General features: G+C 42.7%; 12 protein-coding genes. 4 read left to right on the forward strand and 8 right to left on the reverse strand.

Translation table 11 applies throughout. The features are described from left to right. Positions 1–23: 23 nt before the first annotated feature. The 4 genes from Q0Q74_RS06960 to Q0Q74_RS06975 form a co-directional block, all read right to left on the reverse strand. Positions 24–992 (reverse strand): PilZ domain-containing protein, encoded by a 969-nt coding sequence (locus Q0Q74_RS06960; RefSeq protein WP_294429609.1) that lies wholly within the window; start codon positions 990–992, stop codon positions 24–26. 32 nt (positions 993–1,024) lie between these two features. Then, positions 1,025–1,972, reverse strand: a complete 948-nt coding sequence (locus tag Q0Q74_RS06965) for a phosphodiester glycosidase family protein (protein ID WP_294429610.1) — start codon at positions 1,970–1,972, stop codon at positions 1,025–1,027. Between the two features lie 38 nt (positions 1,973–2,010). Beyond that, positions 2,011–2,223, reverse strand: coding sequence for a 30S ribosomal protein S21 (rpsU, locus tag Q0Q74_RS06970; protein WP_294429611.1), 213 nt, complete (start codon positions 2,221–2,223; stop codon positions 2,011–2,013). A 68-nt stretch (positions 2,224–2,291) separates the two neighbouring features. Continuing rightward, positions 2,292–3,407 carry a hypothetical protein gene (locus Q0Q74_RS06975; RefSeq protein WP_294429612.1) on the reverse strand — a complete coding sequence of 372 codons (1,116 nt, stop codon included), beginning with the start codon at positions 3,405–3,407 and terminating at the stop codon, positions 2,292–2,294. Positions 3,408–3,468: 61 nt separating this feature from the next. Here Q0Q74_RS06975 and Q0Q74_RS06980 point away from each other — a divergent pair, with 61 nt between their 5' ends. The 3 genes from Q0Q74_RS06980 (at position 3,469) to galE (ending at position 7,976) form a co-directional block, all read left to right on the forward strand. Beyond that, the gene (locus tag Q0Q74_RS06980) at positions 3,469–4,737 is read left to right on the forward strand and encodes a vWA domain-containing protein (RefSeq protein ID WP_294429613.1); all 1,269 of its coding nucleotides are present in this window, start codon (positions 3,469–3,471) and stop codon (positions 4,735–4,737) included. A gap of 132 nt (positions 4,738–4,869) precedes the next feature. Further along, the gene (locus Q0Q74_RS06985) at positions 4,870–6,948 is read left to right on the forward strand and encodes a methyl-accepting chemotaxis protein (RefSeq protein ID WP_294429614.1); all 2,079 of its coding nucleotides are present in this window, start codon (positions 4,870–4,872) and stop codon (positions 6,946–6,948) included. 65 nt (positions 6,949–7,013) lie between these two features. Continuing rightward, on the forward strand, positions 7,014–7,976 hold the full coding sequence (galE, locus tag Q0Q74_RS06990; protein ID WP_294429615.1) for a UDP-glucose 4-epimerase GalE: 963 nt from the start codon (positions 7,014–7,016) through the stop codon (positions 7,974–7,976). Positions 7,977–8,067: 91 nt separating this feature from the next. Here galE and Q0Q74_RS06995 read toward each other — a convergent pair whose 3' ends face one another. The 3 genes from Q0Q74_RS06995 to Q0Q74_RS07005 form a co-directional block, all read right to left on the reverse strand. Continuing rightward, positions 8,068–9,000 (reverse strand): SufD family Fe-S cluster assembly protein, encoded by a 933-nt coding sequence (locus tag Q0Q74_RS06995; protein ID WP_294429617.1) that lies wholly within the window; start codon positions 8,998–9,000, stop codon positions 8,068–8,070. Positions 9,001–9,015: 15 nt separating this feature from the next. Next, positions 9,016–10,416, reverse strand: coding sequence for a Fe-S cluster assembly protein SufB (gene sufB, locus Q0Q74_RS07000; RefSeq protein ID WP_294429618.1), 1,401 nt, complete (start codon positions 10,414–10,416; stop codon positions 9,016–9,018). Between the two features lie 137 nt (positions 10,417–10,553). Further along, entirely contained in the window at positions 10,554–10,946 is a 393-nt protein-coding gene (locus tag Q0Q74_RS07005) for a tetratricopeptide repeat protein (protein ID WP_294429619.1), read from the reverse strand. A 131-nt stretch (positions 10,947–11,077) separates the two neighbouring features. Between Q0Q74_RS07005 and Q0Q74_RS07010 the strand changes: the two genes are divergently transcribed. Beyond that, entirely contained in the window at positions 11,078–12,577 is a 1,500-nt protein-coding gene (locus Q0Q74_RS07010) for a glycine hydroxymethyltransferase (RefSeq protein WP_294429622.1), read from the forward strand. Between the two features lie 163 nt (positions 12,578–12,740). Here Q0Q74_RS07010 and Q0Q74_RS07015 read toward each other — a convergent pair whose 3' ends face one another. Beyond that, positions 12,741–13,700, reverse strand: a complete 960-nt coding sequence (locus tag Q0Q74_RS07015) for an Hsp33 family molecular chaperone HslO (protein WP_294429623.1) — start codon at positions 13,698–13,700, stop codon at positions 12,741–12,743. Positions 13,701–13,748 lie beyond the last annotated feature (48 nt).

Raw genomic sequence — 13,748 nt, forward strand, 5'->3', positions numbered from 1 at the left:
AAAATAGAATAAAAGCCTGAAATTTATGCCTGTACTTCAGGAGCTTGTGGTTCAGTCGGCTGAGGTGCTGCTGGTTGAGGAGCTTCCTTGCTTTCTGGTTCTGCTTTTTCCTGCTGATTTGCCTTTGCTGCAATCTGTTCTGCCTGAGCTTCTTTTTGCTGTGCAATTTGCTCTGAAGCTGAAAGCTGAATTTTTCGTACGGAAGTGAGATAAGTGTTCAGGTGCATTTTGAATGAAAGTGGAAGAGAACTTTCATCAAATTTGAGGCTTGCAATGCAGATGTCCTTTCTGCCCGGAATTAAATCAGCGGAAACAACAGTGCCTTTGATTGAAAGAATTTCTGCCGGTTCGTCGAATTCAAGACGAAGGATGGCTTCTTTTCCTGCAAGATATTGTGAAAGACCGATAAGGATGATTCTTGCGCCAGAAAAAGAAATATCACGGACAACACAGTGGCGTGGAACGCTCTGAACGATGACATTACATTCTTCTTTGACAAGATTGAGCTTGCGTTTGCTGTCGTCATTGATTGGAATGCGCTCTTCTCGGCGGCGGATTGCATTTGCATTTGCCTCAAGAAGGCGGCCACAGATTTCGATTAAATCATCTGGCGGACGAGCGGTAAACTGAAGCGTAACAATTACGAGGTCTTTGGAATTCATGTACGGACGGATTTCACCGACTCGTGAAGATACCAGAAAAGTGATGATACCGTCACCTTCCTGTTCGTTGAAGCAAAAACGAAGGTTTGCTGTGGGCCCCCCCTTTGATGCGAGTGCCTGAAAAGCTCCGCCTTTTGTTCCGACGATAATTTTGGCGTGCTGAAATGATGTTGAATTTATGATGCATGGCCACTGACCGCCGTTACATTTAACATAGACTTGACGAGGGTCGAGTCCGAGGGCACGGATAATGTCTTTTGTGAAAGTGATTTCTGTGTCCCGGTATTGGTCATAATATTTTGTAAGTTGTTGGCTAGTCGCAATTCCCATAACCTTAATAATAGCTTATAAAAGGCTTGTCGTCAATAAAATCCTATAAAGACTGCATTTTTTCTGAGCGCTGGATAAGAAAGGGCATTTTTTTGATTTATGAAAAGAGAGGATGAGCCGCCTCCGTCCATCTGCATTGCAGTTTCTGCGCCAAGAGCGTGCATTATGTCTGCGCATTCCTGATATGAAAGACCATGACTTTTTGACCAGCGTTCACCCTCAACGACGAGCAGGAAAAGTGTTTTGCCGTCAGAAGTGATGCCAGCTGCAGTGCGGGAATCGTTGCTTTTCCATGAGAATTCTTCTTTTTGATCTGAACTGAGAATCGTGAAAAATCCGCCGAAAGCGAAGTCAAATTCTGTAAAATCCGTATCTTTCTGATTTTTGATTATTTTTGCAGTCCAGCCATTTTCATCTTTGGAAAAGCATAGCGCACTGTACCGGTCGATTGGGGGCGCAAGTTCTTCTTTATTGACCACATGAATGCCGCATATTCTTCTTGGTGAAGTGATTTTTGCAATGGAATCCCATTTTCCGTTTTTTCCGCCGAAAGGTGCCGCATTTATGGTAATTTTTGATTTGAATTTCTTTGAAAATTTGGCCGCTCTCAGCCCGGTAAAGTAATTCAAATTTTTACCGTTTTTGTGTACGAAATCTTTTTCTGACTGAGGAAAAGTTGTTATTGAAACTTCTTTGTTTAAATCGATTTTGACACAATGGTAGCGGACCGGATAACTTTTGTTTTCATAGAAAAAATATTCTGCAAAGTCGCAGTTTTCGATTTTTTGCCAGCTAAGTTCGTTTTCGGCTGGAATGTAAAGATTTTCGGCTCTATCTGCATATTCACTTGACGGAACGATTGCGTGGTTTGTTCCGCAGGACGCGAGAATAAAAATCTGTAATACCGAAATTGCAATGAAAAAATTAAGAAATGCTTTTGTTGAGTCGTTTTTGGGAAATTTAAGTCTTTTTGAAATCATAAATAAAAAAGCCCCTGCAAAGCAGAGGCCGAAAATCCTTAGTAAGATGCTCGTGAATCGTGAGATTTGCGAGTTTTCTTCATCATTTTGCGCTGAAGAGTTTTGTTCTTGCGGTTAAGGATAGTAGATGGTTTTTCGTAGTATTCACGCTTTTTGTATTCGCGGATGATACCTTCTTTTTCAACCATTCTCTTGAAGCGTTTGATTGCTTTTTCAAGGTTCTCTGTTTCTTCAACCAAGATTGTTGCCATTCGTTTTCACCTCCTCACCACCGAAGAATCCGTAAGTTCCGTGAATTTATCAGATTTTATAAAAAGAATCAAGCGATAACGGCCTTGTTTTCTGAAAAATTCTCGTGTTTATGGAGATCTTTTTCTTGTTTTTCGCGGTTCATTTCCATTACGAAACTGATGAAGTAGTCTTCGAGCGTTTTATGAGGTCCTGGTAAATCAAGTCGCTTTCTGGCTCGTGCATTGTCGCGGCGGAGAGAGTATTGCTGGAAGAAATCACGGTAATCTTCACTTACATTTGTTTTGATGTCTGTTCCGAGGAAGGTTGAAACTTCATCGCGGCCGATTGCGGCAATCCCTCGTTCACGGAGCATGAGCTTTAGTTTGGTGATTTGCTCGTATGAGATTCCGAAAAGGAATTCTTCCATTGCCTGATTTACGCCCTGTTCCCCGAGTTTTGTCTTGATGAACTGCGACCATTGCTCGTCAAGCTGGAATGAAATCATAATCAGTTCGCTCGTACCCATCATTGTTCCGAATGCGGGAGCAAGCCTTCTGCGGGCGTTCCAGACTGACTGGAGAACCGGAGAAATATCATAAATGTTCTGGTCAGCACGATGCTCCCACAAAAGGAGAAGGGCCAGTGCAAGCTGACGGCGGTTTTCGATTGTAAGACTTGTGTCACGGATAAGATTGAGATAGACATCCTCTGCAAGAAGGAGGAACATCATTGAAATTGTCTCATCGTGAATTTTTTGCGTGAAGCTCGGCTCAAGATTTGCTTTCCGTGCGATTTTTTCGAGAGAAGAGAAAGTATGCAGTTTTGCAACAAGAAAGCCTTTGCCCAGAGTTGCCTTTGAAGGAAGCTGAAGTGTTGTATCGCCCTCTCGGTTTGAATTGATTAGTGAATCAATGAGTGAGTCTGGAGTGCGTGTGCCGCCTGTTAAATCTGCCCGTTCCAAAAGTGAAGGGAAGGTCGCGATTGCGATGGCGAGTTTTTTTAAATCATCAATACGCTTGTTTAAAGGTTCAAGCTGACTTGCGTTTTCACCTGCGAGCATATCACGCATTGTGTGTACAAGCTGCCTTTGATGCTCGGTGAAGACAACGATACCAGTGTCTATTTCAGCGCTGGGAGGCTGCTCATTTGAGTCGAAAAAATCATTTATATCCACAGCTGTGAATTCCGTTTTCTGCTCGTTCATTCTTCTCATTATATCATACTTTTGTCTAATTTCAATATTCTTTTATGCCGATTGTTTGAATATGAAGAAATGTGTCCTTTTTATTTTTTTGGCAGTTTTCTCTTTCGCATCAATTTTCGCTGCAGAAGACATTTTGATTCATCCTGAAGACCTTAGACTTGTCTATGATTCAGGAAGTGATTTCTCGACCGTTGGTGGATATCACCTATATATAAGAAAGAAAAGTGGCGTCGAGTCGGTGATGCTTGTCGAAACGACAAAAGATCCGGAGGGCAAAGAAGATAATTATGCTTACCGGGCGATTGAATACAACACGATAAACGGTGATGAAATCCGCTATCTCAACGGAAAAATCCTTGATTCAAAATATGCAAAATATTCATTGATTGATTCGACCGCTGAAAAAGATGAGGAGTTCGGACTCGCATTCCATATTTACATTCCAGGAGAAATCGCTTACGGCTATCCATGGACAAGAAATGGTTCTGTAAAAATCGGAAGGGGAACTTTCATCAACATCCGTACATTTGAAAAGAAATATGGTGATTATTCTGGAAGTTATGCTGACAATGCGTATATGTTTGATTTGGGAAAAATTCCTGTAAAAGAGGTCGTTGAGGTAAAGGAAGAAGTGATTCCTGAACCGGCGAAAATGGAATTGCCTGAACCAGAGCCTTTGCCGGAGCCTGTTATAATCCTTACCGATGATTACAATCCGGTCGCTGTTGAGAGCTTTAAGAATATTGCGGCTTTTGGCGGCGGTGAAATGGTTTATTCGAAGGGACCTGCAAGTTTGCCTGATGACATAATGGCATCTCTTGATAGAATCAAAAACAAGGACAAGGCAGATGTCGTTTTTGCAATCGATTCTACCGGCAGTATGAAAGATGATATTCAGACTTTGAGGACTGTATGGGTTCCAATGCTTATTGAAAAACTCAAGGAATTTAAGGATTTACGGCTTGGTCTTCTTTTATACAGGGATTACGGCGACACTTACAAATGGATGAATCTTCCGGTCAAAAAATTTGAATTTACCGAAGATGTTGAAGTCTTTAAGAAAAATCTGAACGGATTCTATATTTATGGCACTGAGGGTGGTGATATTCCTGAAGCTGTCTACGAGGCTTTGTTCGCATCTGTTGAATACTACAAGTGGCGTGATGATGCCGAGAGAAAAATCATTTTGATTGGAGACGCTGAGCCTCATCCACGCCCCAGAGGAAGCGGAAAATTCACGAAAGAGCTTGTCGCAAAGCAGGCCGAACAAAAAGGCATAATGATAGACGCAATAATCGTTCCGGACAATAAGAGCGACCGCGGAAGATAGAAAAAGCGTTGTTATCAGGGTGAATGTCGGTGTCACAAAACTCGACATTAAAGCTGATTATTTTTTTTCTTGCTGATTGAAAAAAGTGACTGTATAATGATGTTAAATTTTATTAATATCGGAGCGTCACTAATGCTTAGTATCAAACATAAAATAATTTTTTCAAATCTTGCCGTGGTCATTCTTGCGAGCGCGCTGATTTCAGTTCCGCTTGTTACCATGCAAATGTCTTCAATCGAAGAGAATGTTTCCGGGAGCGCCGAAGCTCAGGTTTCTCAGGCCACTTCAAAAATCCGCTCATTTTTGCAAAAACCTGCCACAATCGTAAATGATATGGCGGTTTTTGTAACATCGCATGAAATTGAGGAAAGGGAGACCATTGAGTCTTTTGCACAGGTAATTAAAGATGACGAGGCGTTGTACTGTCTCTATTATACAGATACACTTCCAATGGGTGAGGGCGGAATTTTCTATTCGAGCGATGAATGGATTCCTGATGCTGATTATGACAAGCCTTCCCGCGAATGGTACTCAAAGGGTATCAAGGCTGCTCAGCCAGTTGTTACTGATCCTTATGTTGATGCGACGACAAACGAACCTTGTACCACGGTTGCTCGTTCAGTTTCTGTAGACGGTTCTGTATGCGGGGTTGTTGCAGTCGATATTCTTCTTGGTGATTTGACGCATTTGATTTCGGGAACGCAGCTTTCAAAATCAGGTGAATCTTTTATTCTTGATTCAAACGGAAATTATCTTACAAATCCTGATGCCAAAAAGCTTCTTGCGTCAAATTTTTACTCTGAATATCCATCTGCCTCTTCATTCAGAAATTCAATCACTTCAGGAAGTGTTTTCTTTAATCTTGATTCGAAAAACGGCATCTATTTTATGGCACAGAAGATTTCTGATGAAACTGGCTGGACTTTTGTTTCAATCGGGCCGCTTAAAGAGCTTACCGCACCGATTTACAAGAGTATCACGCTTGTTGTCATTATCCTGCTTGTGGTTCTTGCCGCAGCGATTCTGGTCGCTTTCGTCATGACTCTTCCAATTATCAGACCAATCCATACGGTTGACACTGCCGTTAACGAAATTGCTTCTGGAAATGCTGATTTGACCAAACGCATAAAAGTTACGACAAAAGATGAAATCGGAAGCATGGTCGGTGGTTTCAATAAATTCGTTGAAAAATTGCAGAATATTGTTTCTCAAATCAAAACTTCCCGCGATGAGTTAGGATATGCTGAAAATGATTTGCAGGACAGCGTACAGGAAGTTTCTTCTTCTATTCAGGAAATCATTACGAATATCGATGGCGTCGGTGAGCAGATGAATTCTCAGGCGAATGCCGTTTCTCAGACTTCAGCGGCCGTTGCGGAAATCGCAGAAAATATCAACTCTCTTGAACGGATGATTGAAAATCAGTCTAAAGGGGTTTCACAGGCTTCAAGTGCTGTTGAGCAGATGATTGGAAACATTTCTTCGGTTAATTCTTCGGTAACGCGAATGGCGAATACTTTTGAACAGCTTGCTCATAATGCCGAAACTGGGGTTGAGCAGCAGAAAAAGGTCGAAGAGCAGATTCGCTTTGTTTCAGAGCAGTCTCGCACATTGCAGGATGCAAACAAAGCAATTGAGGATGTCGCAAGTCAGACCAATCTTCTTGCAATGAATGCGGCAATTGAGGCGGCTCATGCTGGCGAAGCGGGAAAGGGCTTTGCTGTTGTTGCAGATGAAATCCGTAAGCTCTCAGAGACATCATCAGTTCAGTCAAAGAAAATTACCGGTGAGCTTAATAAAATTCAGTCAACTATTGCAGCTGTGGTCGAGTCTTCAAAAGTAAGCAGCCAGAGTTTCAAGGAAGTGAACGATCAGATTATTAACACAGACCAGCTTGTCCGTCAGATAAGGGCCGCAATGGAAGAACAGCAGGTCGGAAGTCAGCAGATTGTAGATTCACTCAAAGTCATGAACGACGGAACCAGCGAAGTTCGAACAGCAAGCCACGAAATGGCAGAAGGAAACCGTCTTATTCTTGATGAAATTCACAATCTTCAGGAATCTACTGGCGTAATCAAAGAAAGTATGAGCGAAATGTCTAATGGCGCTCAGGAAATCAGCAAAACTGGTTCCCGCCTTGCTGGCCTTTCAGATCTCATGCGAAAGTCAGTGCTTGCAATCGGAAATGAAATTGATTTGTTTAAATCATAAGGCTTTCGTGCGTGCGTGACATTTATTTTGAATCAATGATATAATAAAACCTGATAGGAGTTAATATGAAGGTATTGGTAATTGGTGGTGCTGGCTACATTGGAAGCCATGTCGTAAAGGAACTGATGGCAAAAGGTCATACTGTCACGGTTTTTGATAATCTTTCAAGCGGATTGCGTGAAAATCTTTTTAAAGAAAACGAATTCATCTATGGAAACATTTTGCTTGAGCGTGATTTGGATTTGGCTTTTGCACGCGGTTTTGACGCTTTTGTACATCTTGCGGCATTCAAGGCTGCCGGTGAAAGCATGGTCGAACCAGAAAAATATTCAATCAACAATATCACTGGTACTCTCAACATCATGAATGCCGCTGTAAAACACAACTGTAAAATTATGATTTTCTCGTCAAGTGCGGCAACTTTTGGCGAGCCTCAGTATCTGCCTATGGATGAAAAGCATCCTCAGAATCCGATTAATTACTATGGTTTCACAAAACTTGAAATCGAACGCTTCATGGAATGGTATGATAAGCTTCGCGGCCTCAAATTCGCAGCTCTCCGCTATTTCAATGCGGCTGGTTACGATCCTGAAGGTGTTATCACTGGTCTTGAGCAGAAGCCTGAAAATCTTCTTCCTAGAGTTATGGAAGCAGCTCTCGGTCAGCGTGAACTTAAAATCTTCGGTACAGATTACGATACCCGCGACGGTACTTGTATCCGTGATTACATCCATGTAACAGACCTTGCACGCGCTCATGTAATGGCATTGGATTACATCACAAAGAACGGCAAATCATTGAAATTGAACCTCGGAACCGAAAAAGGCACAACTGTCAAAGAGATTATCGAGGCAGCCCGCAAAATCACAGGAAAACCAATTCCTGCCGCTGAAGCTCCACGCAGACCAGGTGATCCTGCAAGTCTTTATGCAAAATACGATCTTGCAAAAGAACTTTTGGGCTGGGAACCAAAATATTCTGATGTCGATACATTGGTTGAGACAACATGGAAGGCATACACAAAATAGTGCATTGCTGAAAGTCTAAGTCTTTTTAGGCGGTTCTATAGTTATAGAATGAAAAAGCCGGGTTTTGCATTTGCAGAACTCGGCTTTTCTTTTAGTTCAAGAAAGCTTCTATCTTTGAGCGGACATCCTCGTTTGGAATAAGGCTTGCGACGCTTAAAATTTTGGCTTTCATCATCATCTTTTTGGCTTCTTCTTCGCTTATTCCTCGTGACTGCATGTAGAAAAGCTCATCTGAACCGAGACGGCCTAAGGTGGCTCCGTGGGTTCCGCTTACATTTTCTTCGTCGCACAAAATCATTGGAATTGACTTGTTTACGGCATTTTTGCTCATCAGAAGGGTTTCTTCCTGCTCATCGCCTGTGGCATCAGTACAGCCATTTTTGAAATCGATTGTGCCTCTGTAAACTTTGAGCGCATTGTCGTCAACAACGCCTTTTACGAGCATTTTTGTATCGGTTTTGGGGCCGTAGTGATTTACAAGATAGTTCATGTCCAGAAGCTGCGTGCTTTTACAGATGTAGGCTGTATCGGACTTGAATTTGGAAGAATATCCGTTCAGTTCATTTTTTACCTGAGCGTAGACTTTTGAGGCGCCAAGCTCAATCTGCGTGACTTCGATTTTTGCACTTTCGTCACATACTCCGGTTGTGTCGTCAATCTGGATGAAATTTTCACCCAGAAGCTGGACTTTCACAAGATGAATCTTTGAGTACGGTTTTGCGATGAGCTGTGTTTTTATTGAAGAAAATCCTGCTGCCTTTGGAAGGGAAGTGTAGTCCAAAATTACGGTGACTTCGGCCCCTTCTTCTGCGGTGATGATGTGCTCATGTTCGTAGCGTTTGCCGTCTTCAAAGGTTAACGGAATATGGATTATCTCGCCTTTTTTGACCGCATTTATTTCTTTTTTTTCAGAAATGATTTGTGAATCGGCGTCAAGCTCAAGAGACGCATGATTCATTTTGAGCCAGTTCCAGGTGAGACAAGGGATTTTATTTATTTCAGTAAATTTCAGTGTTTCTGTCATATGTTTAATTCCTAATTACAAAGAACCTTTCATTTCCAAACGGATAAGATTGTTCATCTCAACGGCATATTCAAGCGGAAGCTCTTTTGATACCGGGTTCGCGAAGCCTGAGACTATCATTGTTCTTGCTTCTTCTTCGCTGATTCCGCGGCTCATGAGATAGAATACCGCATCGTTTGAAATACGCCCGATTTTTGCTTCATGGCCAACATCGCAGTCATCGGTGTGAATGTCCATGGCAGGAACGGTATCGCTCCGGGATTTGTTGTCAAGCATGAGGCTTTCACAAGAGACGCTTGCCTTGCTCCCTTTTGCTTCTTTTCCGATGTAAATTGCGCTTCTGTATGTGGAAATTCCGCCGCTTTTTGAGAGGGATTTCGTTGTGATTACGCTTGTTGTGTCCGGGGCCAGATGAACCATTTTTGCGCCGGTGTCAAGATTTTGCCCAGCTCCTGCAAAAGTGACTCCAGTGAATTCTGCACGGGCCGCTCTGCCAATCAAATCGCTCTGCGGGTATAGATATGAAATATGAGAGCCAAAAGAGCCTGAAACCCACTCGATTGAGCCGCCTTCTTCAACCCTTGCACGCTTAGTGTTGAGGTTGTACATGTTTTTTGACCAGTTTTCAACCGTTGAATAGCGGAGATGTGCGCCTTTTTTTACATAAAGTTCTACACATCCGGCATGAAGATTGGCAACATTGTATTTTGGTGCGGAACAGCCTTCGATGAAGTGGAGGTCGGCACCTTCATCAACGATAATGAGCGTATGCTCAAACTGACCTGCGCCTTTTGCATTGAGACGGAAATATGACTGCAATGGAATTTCGACCTTTACGCCCTTTGGTACATATACAAATGAACCGCCGGACCAGACTGCACCGTGAAGGGCAGCAAATTTATGGTCGTTTGGCTTTACGAGCTGCATGAAATGCTCTTTTACCATGTCGGCATACGGACCGCGCAAAGAACTTTCAAAATCAGTGTAGATAACGCCCTGTTTTGCTACTTCATCCTGCAAGTTGTGATAGACAAGTTCTGAATCGTATTGAGCACCAACCCCTGCAAGGCTTGTGCGTTCTGCTTCAGGAATGCCGAGTTTTTCGAATGTGTCTTTGATGTCTTCTGGAACATCTTCCCATTTGCCCTGCATTTTTGTGTTCGGGCGGACATATGTTGCAATTTCTTCTATATTAAGGCCACTGATATCGGGGCCCCATTCAGGAACGCGAAGTTCATTGTAGATTTTGAGGGCATTCTGGCGGAATTCACGCATCCACTCGGGATCGTTTTTGTCGTCAGAAAGTTTTGCAACTATTTCTGGGGTGAGGCCTGTTTTGTTTCGGTAAAAGCCTTTTTCTTCATAACGAAAATCGTAAGGCGAAGAATCTATGTCAGCGATGTTCGTGTCAGTCATTTTTAATCTCCAAAATTGGTAGGTTATTCTATCAAAAAGAAGAGATTTTTACCATACCGACACTTTTTTTATCAGGGATTAGAAGGAGGAGCGGAAACCGTTAGTCGCAAGATGACCACAGTTTCCGAGCAGACCTGTTATTTTTTTTCTTTGATTTTGTCCATTTCAAGCTGTGCGAGCTTTTGATATGAACCAGGCAAGGTTCCAGGCTGAGAATTTGCGTACAAATCGAGGATATCCTGAAAAATCGGTTCTGCCTTGCTGTATTTCTTCTGGCGCATGTAAAGATGCCCGATTTCATAATATGCTTCGAGGTAAAGCGGTGGAGAATCTGCGTAGCGCTCAGTGACTGCATTGTAATAACAAATTGCGGCCTGATAATGTCCGTTTTCAAATTCAGTCTGGCCTTTTTGAATGAGTTCCTGTGCTGTGAGTTCCTCTGGAATTTCTTTTGGAATAGTGGTGCAGGCTGCCAAAAAGGCTGAACAAGCTGTAATGATAAAGAGTGATTTGAATCTTGTGAGTTTCATATGACTATAATAACAGTTTTGTCCATGAAAAGCTACAGAGATGTCCATATCTTTACCGGCATTGATAATTGAAATAATCTGTTCTTTTCGATAAAATTGTTTCTATTAAAAATAACACTTGGGAGAAAATTATGTCTACGCCATTGGAAAATTACCTTTCTTCTTGCGGCAACAAGCCGACTGCCGCAATGTGCGCTTATGTTTCTAATTTACAGCAGGTTGCTTCCGTAAATCCTAAGATTGCAGCCAGTGTCGTAAATGAGATTCAGAATCAGCGAAGTCACCTCAAACTGATTGCTTCTGAGAACTATTGTTCGCTTGCTGTTCAGTCTGCTATGGGCAACCTTCTTACTGACAAATATGCAGAAGGATATCCGGAGCATCGTTATTACGGTGGCTGTGTGAATGTTGATGCTGTTGAAATGGAAGCTGCAAGAGAAGCAGAAGACCTTTTCGGGGCTGATTATGCTTATGTTCAGCCGCATTCTGGTGCAGACACAAATCTCGTGGCTTATTGGGCAATTCTTTCTGCAAAGGTTGAAACACCGACTCTTGAGGAACTTGGCGTAAAATCTTTGAACGACCTGACTGCAGAGCAGTTTGCCGAACTCCGAAAGCGTTTTGGAAATCAGAAACTCATGGGATTGGATTATTCTTGCGGTGGTCATCTTACTCATGGTTATAAAATGAATGTTTCTGCCCGCATGTTTGAAAGTCATCCTTATGGTGTAGATAAAGATACAGGCCTTTTGGATTACGATGCAATCGAAAAGCAGGCAATGGAAGTTAAGCCTCTCATTCTTCTTACAGGATATTCTGCATATCCGCGAAAAATCAATTTCAAACGATTCCGTGAGATTGCGGACAAATGCGGAGCTGTTCTTATGGTAGATATGGCTCACTTCGCAGGTTTGGTAGCCGGTAAAGTCTTCACTGGCGATTACGATCCTGTAAAATGGGCTGACATCGTAACCACAACAACCCACAAGACTCTTCGTGGTCCGCGTGGTGCTATGATTCTCTGCAAAAAAGAATTCGTTGACTATGTAAACAAGGGATGCCCTATGGTTTTGGGTGGTCCTCTTCCTCATGTCATGGCTGCAAAAGCAATCGCTTTTAAAGAAGCAAATACTCCTGCTTATCAGGAATATGCTCAGAAAGTCGTCAAAAATGCACAGGCACTTGCTAAAGCCTTGCAGGATTTGGGCGTTCGCTTGCAAACAGACGGCACTGACAATCACCTCATGCTCGCCGATGTCACTTCTTACGGATTGACTGGAAAACAGGCTGAAGCTGCAATGTTCGAGTGCGGCGTTACTGTAAACGCAAATGCTCTTCCTTATGATAAAAATGGTGCATGGTGGACATCTGGATTGCGCTTGGGAACTCCCGCCCTTACAACTCTGGGAATGGGTGAGAATGAAATGAAGGAAGTTGCTTCAATCATCGATCAGGTTCTCAAAGGAACAAAACCAGGCCTCACAAAAGAAGGAAAACCTGCAAAAGGCAAGATTGAACTTGATCCGGCCGTAAAAGAAGCCGCATCAAAGCGAGTTCAGACCCTTTTGAGCAAGTTCGTTCTTTATCCAGAACTCGACCTTGATTTCTTGAAAAAAGAGTTTGTGAAATAAAAATTCGACACTTCAAAGGGCACGGAGTTCACAGAGAGAATTTCGTGGTTTATAAAATTTCACCTCAGTCACGCGTTTGTAATGGCATGACTGAGGTGATTTTTTTATTGCTAACTGCTAACTGCTAACTGCTAACTGCTAACTGCTAACTGCTAACTGCTAACTATTTAAGCTGTTCTTTTTTGATTTTATATCGGCTTCCGCAGCAGTGGCATACTACTTCAATGGGAGCCGGATCGTTTTTGATGATGTCGTTGAGTTCCTGGGCCGGCAAGTGCTTTATGTGTGCGATGAAATTTTCCTCGCTGCATGGGCAGTCAAAAATCACATCGCGGTTAAGAACTGCCTTTGGTTCGAATTCCCTGAAAAGACCGTAAATTACATCTTCCATGTCGCCGCCATCGCTGAACCATTTTCCGATTGAGGGCATTGCCTTGAACGCGTTCTCGACTTTCTGAGTCAGTTCATCTTCGCTCAGCTGAGAAAGTTCATTCTGATTGCTTTTTACGCGTTTTCCGCCTTCAGACGGCATTTTCTGCAAAAACATTCCGCCCGCACCGATTACACGGCCTTTTTCGTCAAACTGAATGCTCGTGTTGAAAGCTGTGTGAATCTGTTCACTCTGTAAAAAGTACCATGCAAGGTCTTTTGCGATGTTCTTGTGCATGATTTCGACCGTGCCAATCTGAGGCTCTTTCATTCCTTCTCCAAGCCGTGAGATTGTTAGCGTGCCGTCACCAAAAAATGGAGCTAAATCCCAGTTTTCAAGAGGTTTTTCGACCGGAATCTGATTCTGGAACAAAAATCCCCGGACATAGCCTGTGGAATCTGCCTCAACGGAAAATCCTGCTGCCGGTCCGTTTGTGTCATAGCGGAAGGTGATGTGTTCCCGTCCTTTCATCATTGGAATCAGAAGGGCCGCACAGAGCATTGCCTGACCAAGCACCATTGTTTCTAAAATTCCGAGGTTATGCTGAGCCCTCATCTGGTTTACAAGTTTCGTTCCGTTGAAGAAAGCGCCGCGAAATTCTCCGTCTGCCATAACGAAAATCGTCATTTCGTCTTTATGAATACTGTCCATGTGAGCGAGTAATTCTGAATCTGTAATTTCTGCTTTAATCATAGAAAATATTATACCAAAAAATTTATATTCGTGATATAATAGTGGGAC

The organism is uncultured Treponema sp., from assembly GCF_946187725.1.
GTDB lineage: Bacteria > Spirochaetota > Spirochaetia > Treponematales > Treponemataceae > Treponema_D.